Source organism: Pseudochrobactrum saccharolyticum, from assembly GCF_008801715.1.
Lineage (GTDB): Bacteria > Pseudomonadota > Alphaproteobacteria > Rhizobiales > Rhizobiaceae > Pseudochrobactrum > Pseudochrobactrum saccharolyticum.
In genome coordinates this window covers 26,294-50,931 of the sequence record NZ_VZPG01000002.1, presented here as the reverse complement: position 1 = coordinate 50,931, position 24,638 = coordinate 26,294, and the positions used below count along the sequence as shown (strand labels likewise).

Below are 24,638 nucleotides of genomic sequence, written 5' to 3'. Positions count from 1 at the left end.
ATCTGCAGAAATGATAAATTGTTGCTCTTTCAATAAAACCACACTTCAACTTTCATTTGTGACAGTCTGGCTCTGAACCGCAGATATAGCATTCAGCTATAATTTTCAGAACCTTACCACTTTCAGCAAATCCTATATTCTGCGATTTGCTGCCGAAGCACACAGATCGGTGAATATAGTCATTGATCTTTCTATGCATACTATCTTCACAGATAGTCCTTACAGAAATCCGGTAGTTTCAGAAAAAACATTATTTTTCGACGATACAATATCGTCATGCATGGTCAGGTGGACTCATCCTTATATTCCTCCTGTTTCGCGCGGAACAGTATAAGTTCCTGTCTGGGCTTTCGCCCGTCTTCAGCTGTTCGGGACTTTACATCCCTTTCCTCCGCTGATGCTGAAGACAATTTCAGTGTGCTCTCAGGACAGCGCATCGTCAACTGATAGGTTTTCACATTATATTACATCGTCATTTGATGAACTTAGAGCATTTCACAGTCAAGTTGGATCAACTTGACGCCCGTGATAATGCGACCAAATAAAGAATCTAGAGCGAGTACTATGATCCAATCTGGACGTAAACCGCTCTAGACAAGAAATTCTGCTTTGCTGCGATTACAACCAAAATCTGACTGGACTTAAGTTCATATTTTGTTCTATAACCTTTTGCAAAATTGCGGGAGAGCAGCTGGACTGTCATTGGTGCAGCGCGGTTCCGCAAAACAGAGTACAAATCCGGTCAATATTGAGTTTGAGCAGAGCGCACCTATATAAATGTCTGAGTTTCGGCTGAGGCATTGTAAATCCTGCCATTCTCCTGTTTCCGGCCAAATTGTTACGCACCAACCGCAGGCACAATGCTGATGAGCGATCAAAAATTTATTTCCATTCGCGGCGCCCGCGAACATAATCTGAAAAATATTGATATTGATCTGCCGCGCGACAAGCTGATTGTCATGACCGGTCTGTCCGGTTCCGGTAAATCATCGCTCGCTTTCGACACGATTTATGCGGAAGGTCAGCGCCGTTATGTCGAAAGTCTTTCAGCCTATGCACGCCAGTTTCTGGAAATGATGCAAAAGCCGGATGTTGACCAGATTGACGGTCTGTCACCGGCTATTTCCATTGAACAGAAAACCACCAGCCGCAACCCGCGCTCAACGGTCGGTACTGTCACCGAGATTTACGACTATCTGCGCCTGCTCTATGCACGCGTTGGCGTACCTTATTCCCCTGCCACCGGCCTGCCGATTGAAAGCCAGACTGTCAGCCAGATGGTTGACCGCGTGATGGCTTTTGAAGAAGGCACTCGCCTCTATATCATGGCGCCGATTGTACGCGGCCGTAAGGGTGAATACCGCAAAGAGCTCGCTGAACTGCAGAAAAAAGGCTTCCAGCGTGTCAAAATTGATGGTGTTTTCTATGAAATAGCTGACGCACCGGCACTGGATAAGAAATACAAGCACGATATTGATGTCGTGGTTGACCGCGTTGTGGTGCGTCCTGATCTGGCTTCGCGTCTGGCCGACAGTCTGGAAACCTGTCTGCAACTCGCCGAAGGTCTGGCGATTGCAGAATTTGCGGATAAACCGCTGCCACCGGAAGCAACCGCAGCAGACAGTGCCAATAAATCCAAGAATGACACCCATGAGCGCGTGCTATTCTCAGAAAAATTCGCCTGCCCTGTTTCTGGCTTTACCATTGCCGAGATTGAGCCGCGCCTGTTCTCCTTCAACAATCCGTTTGGTGCGTGCCCGACCTGTGACGGTCTTGGTTCTCAGCAGGCCATTGACCCGAACCTGATTGTGCCGGATGAAACTCTGCGCATGAAAGACGGTGCAATCGCACCTTGGGCAAAATCCTCATCGCCATATTACAATCAGACATTGGAAGCACTGGGCAAAGCCTATGGTTTCAAGCTGACAGATAAGTGGCAGGATTTGAGCGAAGATGCACAAAAGGCTGTGCTTCACGGCACAAAGGGCAAAGAAATTACCTTTGTTTATAAGGATGGCTCACGCTCTTACGAAACCACCAAGACATTTGAAGGTGTTATTCCTAATCTGCAGCGCCGCTGGAAGGAAACTGATTCCAACTGGTCGCGTGAAGAGATTGAGCGATATATGTCTGCCACACCTTGCCCTTCCTGTGCAGGCTATCGCCTGAAACCGGAAGCACTGGCGGTTAAAGTCGGCATGATGCATATCGGTCAGTTAACGGAAATGTCGATCCGTAATGCAGATCAGTGGTTCAGCACGATTGACCAGCAGTTCAATGGTAAACAGAACGAAATTGCTGCCCGTATTCTGAAAGAAATCCGTGAACGCCTGCGCTTCCTCAATGATGTGGGGCTGGATTATCTGTCACTGTCGCGTAATTCCGGCACGCTTTCCGGCGGTGAAAGCCAGCGTATTCGCCTGGCTTCGCAGATCGGCTCCGGCCTGACCGGCGTTCTCTATGTGCTGGATGAACCATCCATTGGTTTGCATCAGCGCGACAATGCGCGTCTGCTCGACACGCTGCGTCATCTGCGTGATCTCGGCAATACCGTAATTGTGGTTGAGCATGATGAGGATGCCATCCTCACAGCCGATTATGTCGTTGATATTGGTCCGGCAGCCGGTATTCATGGCGGCCAGATTATTGCTAAGGGCACACCGTCCGAAGTGATAAACAATCCAAATTCTATCACCGGCAAATATCTGTCCGGCGCAATGCAGGTTATGGTTCCGGCAGAACGCCGTAAGATCGCCAAATCCAAACGCATTAAAGTTGTCGGCGCCCGTGCCAATAACCTGAAAAACGTAACCGGTGAAATTCCGCTTGGTACCTTTACCGCAGTAACCGGTGTGTCCGGTGGTGGTAAGTCCACCTTCCTGATCGAAACCCTGTATAAAGCTGCTTCACGTAAAATTATGGGCTCCCGCGAGCATCCAGCCGAACACGACCGGATTGAAGGTCTGGAACTGCTGGACAAGGTCATTGATATCGATCAGTCACCAATCGGCCGTACACCGCGTTCCAATCCGGCAACTTATACCGGTGCATTCACACCAATCCGTGACTGGTTTGCCGGTCTGCCGGAAGCAAAAGCACGCGGGTATCAGCCTGGGCGCTTCTCATTCAACGTCAAAGGCGGACGCTGTGAAGCCTGTCAAGGTGACGGTGTTATCAAGATTGAAATGCACTTCCTGCCTGATGTTTACGTTACATGTGATGTTTGTAACGGCAAACGCTACAACCGTGAAACACTGGAAGTTCTGTTTAAAAGCAAGAGCATCGCCGATGTTCTTGATATGACGGTTGAAGAAGGTGTGGAATTCTTCGCTGCGGTGCCAAGTATCCGTGACAAGATGGAAACGCTGAACCGCGTCGGTCTTGGCTATATCAAGATCGGCCAGCAGGCGACCACGCTCTCCGGCGGTGAAGCCCAGCGTGTTAAGCTTGCCAAGGAACTATCCCGTCGCGCAACCGGCAAGACGCTATACATTCTTGATGAGCCAACCACAGGCCTGCATTTCCATGACGTTGCCAAACTGCTGGAAGTGCTGCACGAGCTTGTTGATCAGGGCAATACGGTTGCTGTTATCGAGCATAATCTCGAAGTCATCAAAACCGCTGACTGGGTATTGGATCTCGGCCCTGAAGGCGGTGACGGCGGTGGTGAGATCGTTGCTGTTGGTCGTCCGGAAGATATCGTCGCCGAACCGCGTTCTTATACCGGCCACTTCCTGAAGGAACTGCTGGAACGTCGCCCTGACGGCAAAACACTCGCAGCTGAATAAATAAAAACGCCGCCTGATAAAACAGGCGGCGTTTTTATTAAATGATACGGGAACGAAAATCAGCTCTGTGATCTGATTTTCTTATCTCAGTGCTTCCCATTTTTCAGGGATATGCTGTCATTTGAGAGCAAACCATTTTCGCAAGTCTTGCCCATACTTTTACAATCAGGTCAGGCATATCTTCGGCGATTAAGCCGACCGGCGCTTCCTCGGCAAAACAATTTGCAGTTTCCGCATGTATCCACACCGCCGCACAGGCAGCTTCAAAAACCGGCATGTCCTGTGCGCATAGCCCCGCGATAATACCGGTCAGCACATCACCGGAGCCGGCAGTTGCCAGTAATGCATTACCGTTGCTATTAATTGCAGCACGGCCATCCGGTGCGGCGATCACCGTATCCGCCCCCTTATAAATCACCACACTATGGCTGAGCTGAGCAGCTAGCCGCGCTTTCTCAACTTTACTCTGACTATCCGTAACCAATCCTCCGAATAACCGTTGAAACTCTCCCTCATGCGGTGTTAGCACCAGCGAACAGCCTGATCGTTCTGCGGCAGCAAACAGTATTTGCGGCGGATCTTTAAATGCCGTGATTCCATCAGCATCCAGCACCAGTGTTTTCAAACCCGTTTCATCTGCGTACTCCGCCAATAATGCACAGACCAAATCCCGCGCTCTTGGCACATCGCCAAAGGCAGGCCCCAAAACCACAGTTTTGACTTTTCTCGCTTTAATAAAATTCAGAACATCAACAGTTTCACCTAACGGATACAGCATTGTGCCCGTCAGATGTGCGGCATGAACAGGCAATGCATCCGGCGGTGCAATCATTGTCACCAGCCCCGCCCCTGCACGCGCGGAAGCCGCCGCACTCAGACGTGCAGCACCGGTGGACATCATCCCGCCGGAAAATACCCCGACATGGCCGCGTGTAAATTTATGGGCATTGACCAGTGTAACAGGGAGAGCATCACACCAAAGCTCCGGCAGATTTTCATAAAGCCTGACCGGTATTGTTTCGAATACCGTATCTTCAATGCTGATATCGCGGACATGCACTTCACCGCATAACTCACGTCCCGGCTGCAATAAATGTCCGGGCTTCTTACGAAAAAACGTAACCGTGTGCTGCGCCTGCACAGCAGCGCCTTTAATCTGCCCGTCCAGTCCAGATACACCGCTTGGCAGATCAATCGCACAGACAGATATACCGGACATGTTCAGCCTTGTGATACAAGTTGTCAGCTCTCCGCTTACATCACGCACCAGCCCCGCACCGAGCAAAGCGTCCACAACCAGCGAATAATCTTCAGGTATAAAATGATGAAGCGGCAGAACCTGCCCGCCCAAAGACACATAGTCAGCATAGGCAAGAGCCGCATCACTGTTCGTTTTGGGTTGTTCCGTATAAAAGCAAGCCACAGATATGCCCGCCGCCTTCAACAGCTTTGCGACGACATAGCCATCGCCGCCATTATTACCGGAACCACAAAGCACAGCGACAGAACGGGCATCTGGCCAAAATCTTACAATCTCCTCAAATACCGCCTGTCCGGCGCGCTGCATCAGATGATAGCCTGCAATACCACCCGCAATGGTAATCCGGTCAGCCTGCCCCATCTCTTCCGGCGTCAATAATTCCATATCAGGCTCCTGAAAGAATGCTTCATTGCTTCACACATGCTTATTTAGAACGCACAATGCCTAAATTTTAGGCAATCATAATCCGGCAATCATATTTATCACTGCCATTTTTTCATGCAAAGGCAACGCAGATGCAGCCTTGCCTGAAATTTCTGCACATTCTTTGCCTCAGCTGAAATTCACTTTTTGACATCATTTAAAAATAAACCAAACATTTCAACAAGCTGCAGCAAAAGCTGCCAATTAAAATTCTGCCTGCCCATAAAAAATTATAAAATTTTACCCGTCAGATTATAAATTCGCAGATTTTGGCACGATTTATGCTTATGATATTTCAAGGCCATGTAAGGCTCAGAAATAAACGGAGGCAGCATTCTGATGAAAAAAATCGAAGCTATCATTAAGCCTTTCAAACTTGATGAAGTCAAAGAAGCACTTCAGGACGTCGGCCTGCAAGGTATCACCGTTCTGGAAGCCAAGGGTTTCGGCCGTCAAAAAGGCCACACTGAACTGTATCGCGGCGCGGAATATGTTGTCGATTTTCTGCCAAAGGTAAAAATCGAAGTCGTGCTTGCCGATGATGCAGTGGACGCAGCGGTGGAAGCCATCCGCAAAGCCGCACAAACCGGCCGTATCGGCGATGGTAAAATCTTTATCTCCAGCGTTGAAGAAGTGATCCGCATCCGTACCGGCGAAACCGGCCCTGATGCCATCTGATATGTAAGTCACCGGTTATGCCGGACAAATTTTCTCAGTTTAACGTCGTTCAATAGGAAAATGCATATGACGACCGCCCATGACATTCTGAAACTGATCTCTGACAACGACGTAAAATTCGTTGACCTGCGTTTTACTGACCCTAAAGGCAAGCTGCACCATGTGACTATGGATGTGGGCATGGTTGATGAAGACATGTTCACCGACGGCGTTATGTTCGACGCCTCCTCTATCGGCGGCTGGAAAGCCATCAATGAATCCGACATGGTTCTGATGCCTGATCCGGCTTCCGCTCACATGGATCCGTTCTTTGCAGCGTCCACTCTGGTTCTGCTTTGCGATATTCTCGATCCTGTTACCGGCGAAAACTACAACCGCGATCCGCGCGGCACTGCCAAGAAAGCAGAAGCCTATGTGAAATCGCTTGGCATCGGCGACACTGTTTTCATCGGCCCGGAAGCTGAATTCTTCATCTTCGATGATGTAAAATACAAAAACGACCCTTACAATACCGGTTTCAAGCTGGATTCCAGCGAACTGCCATCAAATGATGACACCGATTACGAAACCGGCAATATGGGTCACCGTCCGCGCGTTAAAGGCGGCTATTTCCCTGTTCCGCCAATCGACAGCTGTCAGGATATGCGCTCGGAAATGCTCACAGTTCTGTCCGAAATGGGCGTAACCGTTGAAAAGCATCACCATGAAGTTGCAGCCGCTCAGCACGAACTCGGCGTGAAATTCGACACGCTCGTCGCTAATGCCGACAAGATGCAGCTCTTCAAATATGTCGTTCACCAGACTGCAAATGCCTATGGCAAGACCGCAACCTTCATGCCGAAGCCAATCTTCGGTGACAATGGTTCGGGCATGCATGTTCACGTATCGATCTGGAAAGACGGCAAGCCGACTTTCGCCGGTAATGAATATGCCGGTCTGTCAGAAAGCTGTCTGTTCTTCATCGGCGGCGTAATCAAACACGCCAAAGCACTGAATGCCTTCACCAACCCTTCGACCAACTCTTATAAGCGTCTGGTTCCGGGTTATGAAGCGCCTGTTCTGCTGGCCTATTCCGCCCGCAACCGTTCAGCTTCCTGCCGTATTCCATTTGGTAATTCGCCAAAATCAAAGCGTCTGGAAGTCCGCTTCCCTGATCCGACTGCAAACCCTTACTATTGCTTTGCTGCCATTCTGATGGCTGGTCTTGACGGCATCAAGAACAAGATCCATCCGGGTCAGGCAATGGATAAAGATCTCTATGATCTGCCAGCTAAAGAACTGAAAAAAATTCCTACCGTTTGCGGTTCTCTGCGTGAAGCCCTCCAGAGCCTCGACAAAGACCGTGCCTTCCTCAAAGCTGGCGACGTGTTCAGCGACGATCAGATCGACAGCTTCATTGAACTGAAAATGCAGGAAGTCATGCGCTTTGAAATGGCTCCGCATCCGGTTGAATTCGATATGTATTACTCCTGCTGATACATCCTCCCGAAACAAGAAACCCCGCCAATGGCGGGGTTTTTTATTTGCCTGACAATCAATGAATCTAATTGGCAGATAATCCATGTAAGACTCTGATTATTTTATATTTATCGATAGAAAAAAGCCGCGGCGGACAAACCGGCGCGGCTTAAATTTATATCAATTTCAGCGTTGATTAGAGTGCACGCACCAGCGCATCAGCTGCACGGATTTCCCGCTCCCGCCATGCACGGCGCACCTGCGCCTCTTCATCCTCCCCCCATTGTTCAATCGTCCAGTCTTCATCGACATGGGCGACCTTCCATGCCGTATCCACATCAATGGCACCTTTAAACAATGCCAGACCGGTAATTGCCGAGCCGCAAAGTGTGGTCATCACATGCAGAGCAGCCAGTGCAACAGGATCAGAAACCATACGCAGATGTGCACCGAAAGCAGCCAGCGCCTCACGCGGTTGCGCCACATGCATCAGGCCTTCTGTAACCTCGAAATTCGCACCAAGTGTCGCGGCCCAATCAAGCAGCGGATCCCAATGTTCACGCTGGCGGTCAACCAGTTCTTTCGGGCTGTCTGCGCGATAGCACAGCAGATCAGTACCGGCGAAGCGCAGAATTTCTTCCAGCACCGCCTGCGTTTCCGCAGCAACACCATCAATCGCCGTATTGACCAGACGGGTTGCCGGCATATCTGCCGGATTAATATGTGTATCCTGACGGGCAAATTCTTCTGCCACGATCTGCGCAGCGGCTTCCGTTGGCAGAACCAGCTTGTTTCGCAGCGGCGTATTGACCAGCTTGCCATCCAGCAATATGGCAAAACCACCGGCTTCATAGGCACCGACAGTCACGTCTTTATAGAAACGCTTCGGCAATGGCGTCAGCATCTGCTTTTGTGCGCGGATAACCGGATCAGGATCAGACAGCATCGCCTCATGATCGAGCCGTGCCTGTTCGATATCTTCAAGAATATTGCGCATTTTATTTCCTAAATATTTCGGTTCAGAATCTCACCACGCCATCAGCGCGCAAGCTGCCCCAACAAATCCGACGGATGATGCAATATAGTTGCGGCACCCGCTTCACTTAATCTGTCCGGCTTATGATAGCCCCAGTTTACACCGATTGCTGTAGCACCGGCACTGCCTGCCATCATCATATCGTAAGTCGTATCACCGATTACAAAGGTCTGCGACACATCGCAACCCGTCTCATGGCAACATTCCAGCACCATTGCCGGATGTGGCTTGGATGGACAATCATCTGCGCAGCGGGATACAAGAAAATTCCGGTCGAAACCATGGCGTTCCATCACCGATATCACGCCACGGCGGGATTTTCCTGTCACCATACCCAACAGAATATCATCCTGCGCAGCCAGAACATCAATCAATTCGGCAATACCGTCATAAAGCGGCTCGTCAAAATCATGTTCGAGCCGGATTTTACGAAACTGCTGTTTATATTGCTCGGTCAGATTCTCGATTTCAGCGCCCATAGGAATGCCGGAAATTTGCGAAATCGCCAGATTGAGGGTCAGACCGATAATTTCCTGTGTCTCGCTCAGTTCCGGCACACGCAGACCTGCACTCGCAAAAGTCTCGGCCATACAACGATGAATAACGCCGCCGCTATTCACCAGCGTTCCGTCACAATCAAACAGCACCAGTTTCATAGTGAGGCTTTTTCCTGCATAGTTTTTGCCAAGTCAGTATCAAATTGCTGCGCTGCTTTGCGCACCGCAATACGCTGCGCATAATTGGCAATAAATAATCCGCCTGCGATCAGGCCAAGCGCTGCAAATAGCTTCCAGCTCATAGGCTCACCCAGCACCAGTCCGCTCAGCATCACCCCGAAGGCAGGGATCAGCAATGCGAAATTTGACAGGGCTGAAGCAGGATAACGGCGGATCATCCAGAACCACAGCGGATAGGTAAAAGCGACAATAAAGGCCGACTGAAACACAAAAGCCGCATAGGTCAGCATAGTCGGATCACGAACCGCATCCCCCAGCATCGGCGCAAAAGGCAAAGGTACAATCGCCGCAATAAGTAACTGATAAAGCAAGGTTTTTTCCGGTGCAGCATCGCTCAGCGGTGTCTTCTTGATAACCAGTGTCGTCGCCGCCCAGAACACGCTGGAGATCAGACAGAGAATATCGCCGTAAATGGCATTCTCGCCGGGCATAGACAATTCATCCGAGAGAACCAGCACCACACCGCCGAATGCAACAATCATTCCGACGACGGTGAGTACCCGCATCCGCTCGCCCAGCAGAAAATGCGCACCAATTGCCACCCAGAACGGCATAGTATTCATCATCAGCGTGGAGCGTCCGGCACTGGTGAAATCCAGCCCTGCAAAAATCAGAACAAATTCCAGACCGAACAGCAGCCCGATCACCAGACCGGGAATAAGCGTTTTATCTTTTTCAAACAGGGCAATACCGCGAAAACGGCACCAGAGGAAAACGAGAAAGCCGCCAACGAAAGAGCGCGCAGCGGCCATATACATCGGATTGAAACCCTGATTGCCGATTTTGATAGCAACCTGATTCATCCCCCAGCTGACGCAGATAAACAGCATCAGCGCCACGCCCATTGTATCTATCGTCGCGCGGCGCTCATAACCTGTCACCAGCCGTCCTGTTGCCGACGCCGCGCTCCCTGCTGCCCTGCCCATTTCATCCCCGCTTCAAACACATTCCGGCCTGTTATGCGGCGGAACATACAATCAACTATCAGTCCTGTTCCGCATCCGCATCGAAACCAAGCAGGTTCCATGACTGCACCATATGCGGCGGCAAAGGCGCAGAAACATCAATCATACCGCCACCCGGATTAGGAATGCGGATACGGCGCGCATGAAGATGCAGGCGGTTCTGCACACCGCCCGGGAAATCCCAGTTGATATCGGCTTCAAAATATTTCGGATCGCCGATAATCGGATGACCAAGATACTGCGCATGTACGCGCAACTGGTGGGTACGGCCGGTATAAGGCTCCATTTCCAGCCAGGACAGGTTCTGACCGGCTGTTTCCAGCACCCGGTAGAAAGAGACGGCGTGATCGGAATCCGGCTCACCATGCTGGCAAACGCGCATACGGTCACCATCCGGTGTGCTGTCTTTTACCAGCCATGTGGAGATTTTGTTCTCGCGCTTGCGCGGTACGCCCTTCACCAGAGCCCAATAGGTTTTCTTGGTGTCGCGCTCACGGAAAGCCTTGGTCAGCGCCTGTGCGGCACCACGGGTTTTCGCCACGACCAGAACGCCCGATGTATCGCGGTCAAGACGGTGCACCAGACGCGGCTTTTCGCCTTTTTTATTGCGCCATGCTTCCAGCATCGAATCGACACTGCGCACCACACCGGAACCGCCCTGCACGGCCAGACCAGATGGTTTATTGAACACATAAACCTTCTCATTCTCAAAAATCAGCATTTTCTTGAGAACATCGCCATCACCCTGATTGCGGATGGTCTTGCCGGTCAGCGGAGTATTGTCTTCTTTTTCATCGTGTCCCAGCGGCGGAACACGCACGGACTGTCCAGCCTGCAAACGGCTATCGGCTTTCACCCGCCCGCCATCCACACGGATCTGGCCGGAGCGCAGCAGCTTTTGCAAATGCCCGAAGCCCAAGCCCGGAAAATGCACTTTGAACCAGCGATCAAGGCGCATGCCTGTTTCGTCTGCATCTACAGTTTTAAGTTCTACGCCAGCCATATTCTGTTTATTCCGCTAAAATTCGGGGCACAATCACGGCGACAAATGCAATGTCTTCCGTGCAGCCAATATACTCTGAAATATGCTCCTAGAGCATTTCGCAGCCAAATGGAAACATTAGATGACACAGGAACTGTTCAGAACATGTTTTCTGCACGGACTCATGCTTAAAGGCGACCTGTCCCCGTCTGTAACCGTAAAGCGCAAAAACACTTAAGAATAAGCTCTCTGGCACCGGATTCTCACCGAATATTTAAATCCATTAAACTTTCTGAACATTTTATAAAATCATGCATTTTCAGCAGGTTACATAAAACTATCACAGCAGGTTACAATCCGTTGTAATTTATGGTCGGTTTCGCACTTAAATTGCCACTTATGAACACCAATTTCCATTGCAGTTTCAGGCAATCAGGATCATGTTCCCGCTGCCGCTAAACATTTGTTTTTCTGACCGCAATCTGACTGGCGGATATAATTCGGTCAGACATTATACCGGAGTGGCCCGTGTCTATTGTGCGCGTTTACTGGAGATCCCTGCAATATCTCTCAGCCGAGAGAACAGCGACAGCACTTATCGTGCTGGCGAATATTGCGCTTGGCGTGATCACCATTTTTGAACCTGTGCTGTTCGGTCGGGTCATTGATGCGATTTCGCAAAAGACCGTGATTATCCCGACCCTCGCTCTGTGGGCAGGTCTCGGTGTGTTCAACATTATCGCCGTGGTACTGGTTGCACGCGGCGCTGACCGGCTGGCGCATAAGCGCCGTCTCGGCGTCCTGACAAAATCTTACGAAGGCATCATCACCATGCCGCTGGCATGGCATCAGCAGCGCGGCACCTCCAATGCATTGCACACGCTGATCCGTGCAACCGACACGCTGTTCACGCTGTGGCTGGAATTCATGCGCAACCACCTCACCACCATTGTGGCGCTGGCTGTGCTGATCCCGACCGCGCTCAGCATGGATGCGCGCCTGACACTGGTGCTGATGGTACTCGGTGCAATTTATGTAATGATCGGCCAGCTGGTTATTCAGAAAACCAAAGATGGTCAGGCTGCGGTTGAGCGCCACCATCACAAAGTGTTTGAACATATCAGCGATACAATCAGCAATATTTCCGTGTTGCAGAGCTATAACCGCATCAATGCGGAAGCCTCTGCCCTGCGTGATTACGCGGCAACTTTGGAAAAAACCCAGCGTCCGGTGCTGAACTGGTGGGCACTGGCCAGCGGCCTGAACCGTATGGCTTCCACCATTTCTATGGTGATCGTGCTGCTGATCGGTGCCTATCTGGTTTCCAAAGGCCAGCTGCGTGTCGGTGAAGTGATTACCTTTATCGGTTTTGCCCAGCTGATGATCGGCCGTCTCGACCAGATCAGCAATTTCATCAACCAGACTGCCTCTTCACGCGCGAAACTCGAAGAGTTCTTCGCCATGGAAGATGCTGTGGCCATGCATGAAGAACCACAATCTGCCAATGATCTGAAAAATGTGCAGGGTGAAGTTGTCTTTGACAAAGTGACCTATGAATTCCGCAATTCCGGTCAGGGCGTCTATGATATTTCCTTCACTGCCAAAGCCGGTCAGACCGTGGCAATTGTCGGCCCGACAGGTGCCGGTAAAACCACACTGATCAATCTGCTGCAGCGTGTTTATGATCCTGTGGCCGGTCATATCAGCATTGACGGCACAGATACCCGCAATGTCAGCCGTTCATCGCTGCGCAAAGCTATGGCAACCGTGTTTCAGGATGCCGGTATGTTCAACCGCTCGATTGAGGATAATATCCGTATCGGTGCGGAAGGCGCGACCAATGAAGAAGTGCATGCCGCTGCCAAAGCTGCCGCTGCCCACGAATTCATTCTCGCGAAAAGCGAAGGCTATGACACAGTTGCCGGTGAGCGCGGGTCGCAGCTTTCCGGTGGTGAACGTCAGCGTCTGGCGATTGCCCGTGCTATCCTCAAAGATGCACCAATTCTGGTGCTTGATGAGGCTACTTCTGCGCTCGACGTGGAAACCGAAGGCATGGTCAAACAGGCTATTGATGATCTGAGCTCTGACCGCACAACCTTCATCATCGCGCACCGTCTTTCGACTGTCCGCAATGCCGATCTGGTGCTGTTCCTTGATAAAGGCCACATCATTGAAAGTGGCAGCTTCAATGAGCTGGCAGCCAAAGGCGGTCGTTTCGCCTCTCTGCTGCGTGCAGGCGGCCTGATGGCCGAAGAAGCAGACCTGACAAATGACATTGATGAAAACAGCAATGTCACGCGCTTCCCTTCAAAAGCTTCTGCATAAAGCACTTCAGAATCTAAATACAAGGAAACCCAGCTTGAGCATTTTACAGCTAAATATTTATTTAGCGTCGTATAAATGCGGCTCAAAAAAGGGTTAGAGCGGTGTGCATGATTCAAATCATGCACAAACCACTCTAACCACCGGGTTTTATTGTATTATACGATATTATTTTTGATTACGTTCAATCCGCAACTTCGCCCAATAATCGAGGCGTTTGCGGATTTCCCGCTCAAAGCCACGCTCCGGCGGATTATAATATTGCTGACGCCCCATTTTTTCAGGGAAATAATCCTGACCTGAAAAGGCATCCGGCTCATCATGATCGTAGCGGTAGCCGTCATTATAGCCTTCATCACGCATCAGCTTGGTAGGCGCATTGAGAATGTGCTTCGGCGGCAGCAGAGAGCCGTTTTCTTTGGCAGCGCGTCTGGCGGCTTTATAGGCCATATAAACACCGTTGGATTTTGGTGCGGTTGCCAGATAGACACAGGCCTGTGCCAGCGCCAGCTCCCCTTCCGGTGAACCAAGATAATCATAGGCATCCTTGGCAGCATTACAGATGACAAGCGCCTGCGGGTCGGCAAGACCGATATCCTCTACAGCCATACGTACCAAACGCCGCCCCAGATAGAGCGGATCCTCCCCTGCATCAAACATGCGGCTGAGATAATAGAGTGCCGCATCAGGATCAGAACCACGTACAGACTTATGCAGTGCCGAGATCAGATTATAATGCCCGTCCTGCCCTTTGTCATAGACCGGCGCACGACGCTGTACGACTTCCTGCAACTGCTCGGCGGTAAACACTTCATCAGGCCTTGCCGCACGCCAAACCTCTTCAGCGAGCGTCAGCGCCGCACGGCCATCGCCATCTGCCATACGCACCAGACTGGCACGGGCATCCGCATCCAGCGGCAAAGGCTTCTGCTCCACCTCTTCGGCTCTGGCGAGTAATGTGGTGATACTTGTCTCATCATGTGGCTTAAAGGTCAAAACCCGCGCACGCGACAACAGAGCGGCATTGAGCTCAAATGACGGGTTTTCGGTCGTCGCGCCGATCAGCACAACCGTGCCGTCTTCCATAACCGGCAAAAAACTATCCTGTTGCGCACGGTTGAAGCGATGTATCTCATCGACAAACAGCAATGTCTGGCGGCCGGACATACGCCGCGCCCGTGCCGTTTCAAAAACTTTCTTGAGATCAGCCACGCCGGAGAAAATTGCCGAGATCTGCTCAAAGGCCAAATCCGTATGACCGGCCAGCAATCGCGCTATCGTGGTCTTGCCGGTTCCGGGAGGGCCCCAGAAGATCATTGAGCCGAGGCTGCCGGAAGCAATCATACGCGAGAGAATGCCCTGCTCACCGGTCAGATGTTCCTGTCCTGTGACTTCGCTCAAGTCTCGCGGACGCATACGGTCCGCCAGCGGACGGTTACGATCAGCTAAAGGATCAACAGCAGATGAAAATAAATCACTCATAGCAACAGGCCGGATTGCTTTCGCAAACCGGCCTCCCCGTTTCAATCATGCACAAGCGATTTCAGAAAATGAGGTTTCCCCTCAACCGCTTGTGATAAAAATCAGCGAACAAACTGACGGTAAATTACACCATCGCGCTCAATATCCAAACGCCATAATGCACTGCGTCCGGCAGAAAGCACAGCCAGCAGATCGTCGACATTGGCAATGGCTGTACCATTCACGCCGCGCACAATGTCACCAGCCTTCAAATTCATCGCCTGTGCAGGCGTGTTGTTTTTTACACCGCTGATAACCACACCGCGTGTTGTCGGTGCGAGGCCGGATTTGCGTGCCAGTTCCGGTGTAATATTCTGCACCTGCGCACCAGCCAGCGGATTGCGGCCTGAGACTTCCCGTGCAGGCGCTTCTTTTGGCGGCTGGGCAAGCGTAACAGCAACCTCACGGGATTTACCGTCATTCAGCACAGTCATCTGCACTGTCTTGCCAATACCGGCAGTGGATACGCGATAGGCCAGCGCATCTGGATTATCGACCTTCACACCGTCAATTGCTGTAATCACATCACCTACTTTAATACCGGCTTCTGCCGCAGGGCTTTTTTCAACCAGATCAGTAATCAGTGCACCGGAAGGCTGTCTCAGGCCAAGACCGGCAGCAATATCCGGTGTAATCGCCTGAAAAGTTGCACCGACATAAGGACGCTCAAACGTATCACTGCCGCTTTCAGCCGATTTCACGACAGCTGAAACCATATTCGACGGAATAGCAAAACCGATACCGACAGAACCGCCGCTACGCGAATAAATGGCCGTGTTAATACCAATCAGATTACCGTTCATATCAATAAGCGCACCGCCGGAATTACCCGGATTAATTGCGGCATCGGTCTGAATGAAGAAGTCGAAATCCGAGACACCAACCTGTGTACGTGACTGCGCAGAAACAATACCGCTGGTCACGGTCTGCCCGACACCAAACGGATTACCGATTGCCAGCACCAGATCGCCAACCTCAACCTTGTCGGAATCAGCAAGCTTAACGGTTGGCAATTCTTCCTTGGCATCAATTTTCAGAATCGCCAGATCGGTCGTCACATCATTGAGGAGCAGCTTTGATGAGAATTCACGGCCATCAGCCAGCGCGACTTTAATATCATCCGCACCGTCAATAACGTGATTATTGGTCACGATCAGACCGGAACTGTCTACGATCACACCGGAACCCAGCGACTGCTCCAAACGTGGCTTATTCGGACGCATTTGACCGCCGAAGAACTGTTCAAAAAACGGATCACCGGCAAATGGCGAACGCTGCTGCACTTTACGGCCGGCATAAACATTCACCACCGCGCCGGCAGTCGACTTCACCAAAGGCGCGTAGGAAAGTTGAATGTCGCTATGGGACTGCGGTACCTGTTTCTCAGCAACTGCTGGTGTGCTCACGGCAGGCGCAAACACAGAAATCGTTCCCGCTGCAATAACGCCGGTGAGTAAAACAGCCAGACCGGCCTTGTAAATTTTACCTAAGCGCCCCGATTTATTGACCGGATCATTCTGCAGATGTGAAGCCATACTTGTATCCCACTTTTCGGAAACCGACTGATTAGGATGAATATAGACTTCAAAACCAGACGGAAAAGAGGCCGGACAACAAACATAAAATTAAATTATTGTAATAAAACAGTGCATTAGAAGCGATTTCACATAAACCCCCTGTTCTCAGAAGAATACAAGATCATCGCAAAACCGAAAACCTAGACAAAAGTGGATAATAAGCCCTCATCTCGGAAGGCAAAAATATTAAAACAAAAAATAAAAAAGGGGCCGTGAGGCCCCTTAATTTATATAATCTGCGTTAAACAGATATTATGCAGCTTCTGCTTCAGCAGCTTCAGCTTCAACGCGTGCACGATCAGCAGCGCCTTTAGCAGTGATGTCGCGTTCTACGAACTCAACAACAGCCATCGGAGCGTTGTCACCGGTACGGAAACCGGCTTTCATGATGCGGATATAGCCGCCGTGACGGTCAGCATAACGGGTTGCCAGAACGTCGAACAGTTTCTGAACCAGCTGTACGTCGCGGATAGCCGAAATGGCCTGACGACGTGCATGCAGATCACCGCGCTTGCCGAGAGTGATGAGCTTCTCAACGATCGGACGGATTTCCTTTGCCTTAGGCAAAGTGGTTACGATCTGTTCGTGTTCAATCAGCGAAGCAGCCATATTGGCGAACATTGCCTTACGGTGGCTTGCAGTCCGGTTCAGCTTACGGAGTGTCTTTCCGTGGCGCATGAGCCTTCTCCTTTAAAATCTATCTTCCGGTCGCAACCGGTCTCAATATTGATCTTCGTAGCGCTTAGCGAGATCTTCGATATTTTCCGGCGGCCAGGTCGGGATTTCCATACCGAGATGGAGTCCCATCGACGCCAGAACTTCTTTGATTTCGTTCAGCGACTTGCGGCCGAAATTCGGAGTCCGCAGCATTTCGGCTTCTGTCTTCTGGATCAGATCGCCGATATAAACGATGTTATCGTTCTTCAGGCAGTTTGCAGAACGGACAGACAGTTCCAGTTCATCCACTTTCTTAAGCAGAGCCGGATTGAATGCGAGTTCAGCAACCTGTTCCTGCGGAGCTTCCTTCTGCGGCTCGTCAAAGTTGACGAAGATCGCAAGCTGGTCCTGAAGAATGCGGGCTGCATAAGCAACTGCATCTTCACCAGTGACAGAGCCGTTGGTCTCAACATTGAGGATCAGCTTGTCATAATCGAGAACCTGTCCCTCACGGGTGTTTTCGATCTTGTAGGAAACCTTACGTACCGGTGAATAGAGGCTGTCAACCGGAATAAGACCGATCGGAGCATCTTCAGCGCGGTTACGGTCAGCAGGCACATAGCCCTTGCCCGTATTGACAGTGAATTCCATGCGGATTTCAGCGCCCTCATCGAGGGTGCAGATGACGTGATCCGGATTAAGGATTTCAACATCACCAACCGTCTGGATATCACCAGCCGTTACGACGCCTGGTCCTTCCTTGCGGACAACCATGCGCTTAGGTCCATCGCCTTCCATACGGATAGCGATTTCTTTAACATTCAGTACGATATCGGTTACGTCTTCACGCACGCCGTTGATCGACGAGAATTCATGCAGAACGCCGTCAATCTGAACAGCAGTCACCGCAGCACCGCGCAGCGAAGAAAGAAGAACGCGACGCAGCGCGTTACCCAATGTCAGACCGTAACCGCGTTCAAGCGGTTCAGCCACAACAGTGACCTTATTCTTCGAGCCCTGGGTAAGAAAATCAACCTTGTTAGGCTTGATCAGTTCCTGCCAGTTTTTCTGAATCATGTGCTTTCCTTTAATCTAGCTTTGCCACTATCCAATCGTGGCAACAGAGAGCGGAAACCACGAAAGACCTGAACATAAGTTCGGGCCCTTGCGGCGATGGACTGATTAGACGCGACGCTTCTTGCGTGGACGGCAACCATTGTGCGGGATCGGGGTCACATCACGGATCGAAGTGATTGTGAAACCGGCAGCCTGCAGAGCGCGAAGTGCGGATTCACGGCCGGAACCCGGACCGCAAACTTCAACTTCCAGCGAACGCATGCCGTGTTCCTGAGCCTTCTTGGCGCAATCTTCAGCAGCGATCTGAGCAGCAAAAGGAGTCGATTTACGCGAACCCTTGAAGCCCTGTGCACCGGCTGAAGACCAGGCAATCGCATTGCCCTGTGCGTCAGTGATAGTGATCAGTGTGTTGTTGAACGACGAATTAACGTGAGCAACACCCGAGGAAATATTTTTACGTTCGCGACGACGAACGCGACCGGCATCTTTAGCCATAACTAGTCCTTCCAATTGATCTCGACACCGCCGTAATACCAGCGGCTCCACCGACATATCTGGCCATCAGGCAAGACATGTCTGGATCTGTTTATTGGCACCTCTCGGAGCCAAATTTTTAAGACGCCCCGTAAACGGAGCATAATCTGCGCTTGTCTCTGACCCGCTCGATAAAAGTGAGGCAGAGACGAGCAAATACCGGAGCCGTTTTATAAAACAGCTCCGGCACCAGCAAATTACTTCTTCTTACCGGCGATTGCCTTTGCAGGACCCTTACGGGTACGAGCATTGGTGTGGGTACGCTGACCGCGAACCGGCAGGGAGCGACGATGACGCAGACCGCGGTAGCAGCCCAGATCCATCAGACGCTTGATGTTCATCGAAACTTCACGACGCAGATCACCTTCAACGCGGTAATCGCGGTCAATGGTTTCACGGATCTGCAGAACTTCAGCATCTGTCAGCTGATTTACACGGCGATCAAGCGCAATGCCGACCTTTTCCATGATTTCAGCAGCAAATTTAGGGCCGATACCGTGAATATACTGAAGTGCAATGATCGCACGCTTATTCGTTGGAATGTTTACGCCAGCAATACGTGCCATGCGCTTTCTCCTGTATGAACCGCAAGATAACAGCCGCATCGGCATGTTTTATAATCATACGGTAGTTTAAAATATTACAGCACCGGAAAGCCGGTTCACGCTGTAATGAGCTCTACCGAACGCTATCCGCAAGTTGTTCTCGCAAAAAATCTGCGAGTTAACGGCTAATAACACGTCCGAAATCCAAGAGATCCACCGGATTTTCAACAAAGCCGGATCTGTTCTCTATGCCTGCACCGAACCACCGGATACAGACAGCATAAAAATGAACGAAACCGGAAAACCGGTTGCGCCCATCTGAATTAAGCGAATTGTCGCTGTCTTTGACGGAATCGTGAGGAAAAGTCAACCTCTAAGAGAGAACAGGCGTAAATGCTTATCATTTCGTTAAAACCAAATTGCAAACACCTGCTTCTAAAAGTCAAAGCGCCGACCCGATATTATCAGATCAGCGCTTTGAATTTTTATAAAAGACCGGATCCGACGATCAGGCAGGAAGCAGAAGTTTTTCAATCTCTGCTGTAACATCAGCCATAGCGGCCATGCCGTCTACCAGCTTCAGTTCACCGGTACCTGCATAATAATCAGACAAAGGTGCGGTTTTCTCACGATACTCAACCAGACGCTTGCGGAAAGCCTCAGGATTATCATCTGAACGGACAGTACCACCTGCAGCAATGGTTTCCGCAACGCGGTTTTCCATACGCTTGATCAGAGCAGTCTCATCGACCTTCAGTTCAATCACTGCATCCAGTTCAGCATGCTTTTCTTTCAGCATACCTGTCAGCGCCTGCGCCTGAGGCACTGTACGCGGATAACCGTCAAGGATAAATCCGCCTGCACAGTCCGGCTGATCGATGCGATCCGAAACAATCGCATTCACGATCTCGTCCGAAACCAACTGACCTGCATCCATAACTGCTTTGGCACGTTTACCGACTTCAGTCTGTGCGGCAACGGCCGCACGGAGCATGTCACCGGTTGAGAGCTGGGGAATGGCATATTTTTCTGTAAGAATTTTTGCCTGAGTTCCCTTGCCTGCACCCGGAGGTCCTAAAAGTATGAGTCTCATCTCGCCCGTCTTCCCCCACGAAGTTTGGATTTTTTAATCAGCCCCTCATATTGATGAGCAATGAGATGACCCTGAATCTGAGCAACTGTATCAAGTGTTACGTTGACAACAATAAGCAGGGACGTACCACCGAGATAGAAAGGTACACCGGCCGCTGAAATCAGGAACTCAGGTACAAGACAGACAATCACGATATAGATAGCGCCAACCACTGTGATGCGGGTCAGAACATAATCAATATATTCAGCAGTACGCTCACCCGGACGGATACCCGGAATAAAGCCCGAATGTTTCTTCAGCTGGTCAGCAGTGTCCTTAGGATTAAAGACAATCGCTGTATAGAAGAAGCAGAAGAATGCCATCAGCGCCGCATAGAGGAACATATAGATCGGCTGACCGTGACCGAGAGCGGCCAGCAGCGTGCTTCCCCAGGCAGGCATGTTTTCTGTATTTGCAAAACCGGCAACAGTTGCAGGCAGCAAAAGCAGCGAAGATGCGAAGATCGGAGGAATAACACCGGCAGTATTCAGCTTCAGCGGCAGATGCGAGGTTTCGCCCTGCGCCATACGGTTACCCACCTGACGCTTCGGATACTGGATCAGCAAACGACGCTGTGCGCGTTCAACAAACACGATCACTGCGATCAGCGCAATTGCGAGAACAATCACACCAAGGATCAGCGCTGTTGACAAAGCACCTGTACGGCCGAGTTCGAGCGTACCGGAGATAGCCTGCGGAAGGTTTGCAACAATACCTGCGAAGATGATCAGGGAAATACCGTTACCGATACCACGCGCAGTGATCTGTTCGCCGAGCCACATCAGGAACATTGTACCGCCGACAAGCGTAATCACCGAAGTGATGCGGAAGAACAGTCCCGGCTCAGACACAATACCGCTGCCGGATTCAAGCCCCACAGAGATTGCATAGGCCTGCACAAGCGCCAGAAGCACCGTACCGTAACGCGTATACTGGTTGATAACTTTACGTCCGGCTTCGCCCTCTTTCTTCAGCGCTTCAAGAGAAGGCACCACAGAGGTCATAAGCTGTACGATAATCGATGCCGAAATATACGGCATAATCCCGAGCGCAAAAATCGCCATACGGGCAACAGCACCGCCGGCGAACATATTGAACAGCCCCAGCACACCCTGGCTGTGCTGCTGGAACGACTGGGCCAGCGCGTCAGGATTAATGCCCGGCAAAGGAATATAGGTACCAAAACGATACACAAGCAGAGCCCCGAGCGTAAACCAGATACGCTTCTTGAGCTCAGTCGCCTTCGAGAAGGCTGAAAAATTCAAATTGGATGCAAGCTGTTCAGCAGCCGATGCCATGAGATTACTCCGGTCTGTCGTACGTCAGAATCTGACGCCCCTCCCCAGATATGCCCATAGACAACAAGGCGCAAGTAGGCACATGCAATCAATAGGCATAAAGTTGAAAACGGCGGCACTAAGGCCGCCGTCTTGAAGGTATTTCTGAGGCCTTATTCGGCAGAAGCAGTTTCAGGTAATTTTACCGAACCGCCTGCTTTTTCGATCTTTTCGATCGCAACCTTAGAAGCACCGGCAGCTTCAATCACCAGCTTAGCTGTGATTTCGCCATCGGAAACAACGCGGAAACCATCCAGAGCGCGACGGATGATACCGGCAGCGATCAGGGCTTCAGAGGTAACGGATGCTTTTGCATCCAGCTTACCGGCATCCACAGCTTCCTGAATGCGACCAACCGACACAACATTGAACTTCTTAGCGAAGATGTTGGTGAAACCGCGCTTTGGCAAGCGACGGTAGATTGGCATCTGGCCGCCTTCAAAACCATTGATGGACACGCCTGAACGGGACTTCTGACCCTTCACACCGCGACCACCGGTCTTGCCGGAGCCGGAACCGATACCACGGCCAACGCGTTTGCGGGCCTTGGTTGCACCTGGGTTTTCACGCAGATCATTAAGTTTCATGATAATTCTCCTGCGCTTGATTAAGCTTCGTCCACAACGCGGACGAGGTGCGCAACCTTGGCAATCATACCACGAACGGAAGGTGTATCTTCCAGTGTGCTGCGGCGGCGCATTTTGTTAAGACCGAGACCAACGAGCGTAGCGCGCTGTTCTTTCGGACGACGAATTGGGCTACCAATCTGTTCAACGGTAACCGTTTTGCCTTTAGTCGAAGACATAACTTTGTTCCTTAAGTCCTTGCGGGGCTAACGCCCCTCACCCAATGGTTATTCTTCACCGGCAACTACGTCGTGACGACGAGCCTGCAGTGTGGAATACTTAATACCGCGCTGTGCAGCGATATCTTTCGGGTGCATCTGATGCTTCAGCGCATCAAAAGTTGCACGCACCATGTTGTATGGATTGGATGAGCCAAGCGACTTGGCTACAACGTCCTGAACGCCGAGGGTTTCGAAAACCGCACGCATTGGACCACCAGCGATGATACCTTTACCGGCAGGTGCCGAGCGAAGAAGAACCTTGCCGGCGCCATGACGACCCTGCACATCGTGGTGCAGTGTACGGCCTGAGCGCAGCGGAACAAAAATCATATCGCGCTTGGCAGCTTCAGTTGCCTTACGGATTGCTTCAGGCACTTCGCGAGCCTTACCATGACCAAAGCCTACACGGCCCTTCTGATCACCAACAACGACCAGAGCAGCAAAACCGAAACGACGGCCGCCTTTAACAACTTTGGCTACGCGGTTGATGTGTACCAGCTTATCGACGAATTCGCTGTCACGCTCTTCGCGGGCGCGATCTTCGCGATTACGTTCTTTCTGTGCCATTTCCTAATTCCTTTTTCTTTTCCGGAAGCACAAGTGAAACATTAACAAGCTATTAAACCCGAAAATGCACAAATTGACACCCGCAGTTCAGCTCTCTGATAAATCAGAAACCAAACCGGAAGTGTCATTACATCAGACCAGAACCGTAAACGGTTATGAAAATATGATGCGTAGTCAGCTTACAGCAATAAAAAGTGAGTCACTTAAGCCTCACGGCGCTGTAATACAGAAAAAATGTCGTCAAATGCAAGCACCTGACGACATTTTTTAATTTTATTAGAAGCTGAGACCAGCTTCGCGTGCTGCGTCTGCAAGAGCTTTCACACGGCCGTGGAAAATATATGCACCACGATCGAAGACAACTTCTGCTACACCGGCTTTAGCGGCGCGTTCTGCAACCAGCTTGCCAACTGCAGCGGCAGCTGCACTGTCTGCACCAGTCTTCAGGGACTTTTTAAGGTCACCGTCAAGGGTGGAAGCAGCAGCAACAGTGTGACCACGTACATCATCGATAATCTGTGCATAGATATTCTTAGATGTACGATGTACGCTCAAGCGCAGGCGGCCATTCGAAACAGCTTTGAGCTGACGACGAACGCGTGCAGCACGGCGCTGAATAGTTTGTTTAGGCGATGCCATAACACGTGTTCCTTATTTCTTCTTACCGGCCTTGCGGACGATAACTTCACCGGCATACTTAACGCCTTTACCTTTATAAGGTTCTGGCGAACGGTATTCGCGGATCTCGGCAGCAACCTGCCCGACAACCTGCTTGTCAATACCGGAGACAACGATTTCCGTTGGCTTAGGTGTTGCAACAGTGATGCCAGCTGGAACATCGTATACAACTTCATGGCTGAAACCCAGCGAAAGCTGAAGGTTTTTGCCCTGCATAGCAGCACGATAACCAACGCCGGAGATTTCAAGTTTCTTTTCGAAACCGTCTTTAACACCGACGAAGATGTTGCTGATCATGGTACGGGCCATGCCCCACTTAGCGCGGGCGTCTTTCGACTGGGACAGAGGAGTAACGCTTACTGCGCCCTCTTCCATCTTCACGCTTACTTCATCACTTACGACGAACTTCAGTTCGCCTTTCGTGCCTTTGGCAGTAACAGTCTGACCATCAACGCTGGCGGTCACGCCTGCCGGAACCGGCACGGGTTTTTTACCGATACGAGACATTGTTAACCC

General features: G+C 50.9%; 21 protein-coding genes and 1 pseudogene. 4 read left to right on the top strand and 18 right to left on the bottom strand.

The features are described from left to right. The first annotated feature begins 866 nt into the window (after positions 1–866). Positions 867–3,788: an excinuclease ABC subunit UvrA gene (gene uvrA, locus F7P81_RS06835; RefSeq protein WP_151159016.1), complete on the top strand. Its 2,922-nt coding sequence runs from the start codon at positions 867–869 to the stop codon at positions 3,786–3,788. A gap of 103 nt (positions 3,789–3,891) precedes the next feature. Here the strand turns inward: uvrA and F7P81_RS06830 are convergent, their stop codons facing one another. Further along, the gene (locus F7P81_RS06830; RefSeq protein WP_151159015.1) at positions 3,892–5,433 is read right to left on the bottom strand and encodes an NAD(P)H-hydrate dehydratase; all 1,542 of its coding nucleotides are present in this window, start codon (positions 5,431–5,433) and stop codon (positions 3,892–3,894) included. Positions 5,434–5,811: 378 nt separating this feature from the next. On the opposite strand from F7P81_RS06830, the gene F7P81_RS06825 reads away from it, so the two are divergent. Further along, entirely contained in the window at positions 5,812–6,150 is a 339-nt protein-coding gene (locus F7P81_RS06825; protein ID WP_028233793.1) for a P-II family nitrogen regulator, read from the top strand. Positions 6,151–6,216: 66 nt separating this feature from the next. Further along, positions 6,217–7,626 (top strand): type I glutamate--ammonia ligase, encoded by a 1,410-nt coding sequence (gene glnA, locus F7P81_RS06820; RefSeq protein ID WP_022711540.1) that lies wholly within the window; start codon positions 6,217–6,219, stop codon positions 7,624–7,626. 178 nt (positions 7,627–7,804) lie between these two features. Here glnA and F7P81_RS06815 read toward each other — a convergent pair whose 3' ends face one another. The 4 genes and pseudogenes from F7P81_RS06815 to F7P81_RS06800 all read right to left on the bottom strand — a co-directional run bounded on the left by F7P81_RS06815 (position 7,805) and on the right by F7P81_RS06800 (position 11,349). Continuing rightward, positions 7,805–8,605, bottom strand: a complete 801-nt coding sequence (locus F7P81_RS06815; RefSeq protein ID WP_151159014.1) for an ATP12 family chaperone protein — start codon at positions 8,603–8,605, stop codon at positions 7,805–7,807. A gap of 41 nt (positions 8,606–8,646) precedes the next feature. Continuing rightward, the gene (locus F7P81_RS06810; protein WP_151159013.1) at positions 8,647–9,300 is read right to left on the bottom strand and encodes an HAD-IA family hydrolase; all 654 of its coding nucleotides are present in this window, start codon (positions 9,298–9,300) and stop codon (positions 8,647–8,649) included. A 65-nt stretch (positions 9,301–9,365) separates the two neighbouring features. After that, positions 9,366–10,226: pseudogene (locus F7P81_RS06805) on the bottom strand (DMT family transporter); the annotation flags it as partial. 139 nt (positions 10,227–10,365) lie between these two features. Further along, positions 10,366–11,349: an RluA family pseudouridine synthase gene (locus F7P81_RS06800; protein WP_151159011.1), complete on the bottom strand. Its 984-nt coding sequence runs from the start codon at positions 11,347–11,349 to the stop codon at positions 10,366–10,368. A gap of 507 nt (positions 11,350–11,856) precedes the next feature. Here F7P81_RS06800 and F7P81_RS06795 point away from each other — a divergent pair. Continuing rightward, positions 11,857–13,653 (top strand): glucan ABC transporter ATP-binding protein/ permease, encoded by a 1,797-nt coding sequence (locus F7P81_RS06795; protein WP_151159010.1) that lies wholly within the window; start codon positions 11,857–11,859, stop codon positions 13,651–13,653. Between the two features lie 165 nt (positions 13,654–13,818). On the opposite strand, the gene F7P81_RS06790 is transcribed toward F7P81_RS06795, so the two are convergent. The 13 genes from F7P81_RS06790 to rplF all read right to left on the bottom strand — a co-directional run bounded on the left by F7P81_RS06790 (position 13,819) and on the right by rplF (position 24,629). Continuing rightward, positions 13,819–15,132, bottom strand: a complete 1,314-nt coding sequence (locus F7P81_RS06790; protein ID WP_151159009.1) for a replication-associated recombination protein A — start codon at positions 15,130–15,132, stop codon at positions 13,819–13,821. A 101-nt stretch (positions 15,133–15,233) separates the two neighbouring features. Then, positions 15,234–16,706 (bottom strand): DegQ family serine endoprotease, encoded by a 1,473-nt coding sequence (locus tag F7P81_RS06785; RefSeq protein WP_151159008.1) that lies wholly within the window; start codon positions 16,704–16,706, stop codon positions 15,234–15,236. 294 nt (positions 16,707–17,000) lie between these two features. Beyond that, complete coding sequence (gene rplQ, locus F7P81_RS06780) at positions 17,001–17,426, bottom strand: 50S ribosomal protein L17 (protein WP_022710964.1); 426 nt, start codon at positions 17,424–17,426, stop codon at positions 17,001–17,003. Positions 17,427–17,468: 42 nt separating this feature from the next. Then, complete coding sequence (locus F7P81_RS06775) at positions 17,469–18,482, bottom strand: DNA-directed RNA polymerase subunit alpha (protein ID WP_022710963.1); 1,014 nt, start codon at positions 18,480–18,482, stop codon at positions 17,469–17,471. A gap of 105 nt (positions 18,483–18,587) precedes the next feature. Then, positions 18,588–18,977 carry a 30S ribosomal protein S11 gene (rpsK, locus tag F7P81_RS06770; protein WP_022710962.1) on the bottom strand — a complete coding sequence of 130 codons (390 nt, stop codon included), beginning with the start codon at positions 18,975–18,977 and terminating at the stop codon, positions 18,588–18,590. A 236-nt stretch (positions 18,978–19,213) separates the two neighbouring features. Continuing rightward, positions 19,214–19,582 carry a 30S ribosomal protein S13 gene (rpsM, locus tag F7P81_RS06765; protein ID WP_022710961.1) on the bottom strand — a complete coding sequence of 123 codons (369 nt, stop codon included), beginning with the start codon at positions 19,580–19,582 and terminating at the stop codon, positions 19,214–19,216. 487 nt (positions 19,583–20,069) lie between these two features. After that, positions 20,070–20,654 carry an adenylate kinase gene (locus F7P81_RS06760; protein ID WP_022710959.1) on the bottom strand — a complete coding sequence of 195 codons (585 nt, stop codon included), beginning with the start codon at positions 20,652–20,654 and terminating at the stop codon, positions 20,070–20,072. Beyond that, complete coding sequence (secY, locus tag F7P81_RS06755) at positions 20,651–21,991, bottom strand: preprotein translocase subunit SecY (RefSeq protein WP_022710958.1); 1,341 nt, start codon at positions 21,989–21,991, stop codon at positions 20,651–20,653. The genes F7P81_RS06760 and secY overlap by 4 nt, the downstream gene beginning before the upstream one ends. 152 nt (positions 21,992–22,143) lie before the next feature. Further along, a complete protein-coding gene (gene rplO / locus F7P81_RS06750) occupies positions 22,144–22,617 on the bottom strand; it encodes a 50S ribosomal protein L15 (RefSeq protein ID WP_151159007.1) in 474 nt (157 codons plus the stop codon). 20 nt (positions 22,618–22,637) lie between these two features. Next, a complete protein-coding gene (gene rpmD / locus F7P81_RS06745; RefSeq protein WP_022710956.1) occupies positions 22,638–22,835 on the bottom strand; it encodes a 50S ribosomal protein L30 in 198 nt (65 codons plus the stop codon). A gap of 48 nt (positions 22,836–22,883) precedes the next feature. Beyond that, positions 22,884–23,444 (bottom strand): 30S ribosomal protein S5, encoded by a 561-nt coding sequence (gene rpsE / locus F7P81_RS06740; protein WP_022710955.1) that lies wholly within the window; start codon positions 23,442–23,444, stop codon positions 22,884–22,886. 276 nt (positions 23,445–23,720) lie between these two features. Continuing rightward, positions 23,721–24,083, bottom strand: a complete 363-nt coding sequence (gene rplR, locus F7P81_RS06735) for a 50S ribosomal protein L18 (protein ID WP_075654833.1) — start codon at positions 24,081–24,083, stop codon at positions 23,721–23,723. A gap of 12 nt (positions 24,084–24,095) precedes the next feature. Further along, positions 24,096–24,629 (bottom strand): 50S ribosomal protein L6, encoded by a 534-nt coding sequence (gene rplF / locus F7P81_RS06730; RefSeq protein WP_022710953.1) that lies wholly within the window; start codon positions 24,627–24,629, stop codon positions 24,096–24,098. Positions 24,630–24,638 lie beyond the last annotated feature (9 nt).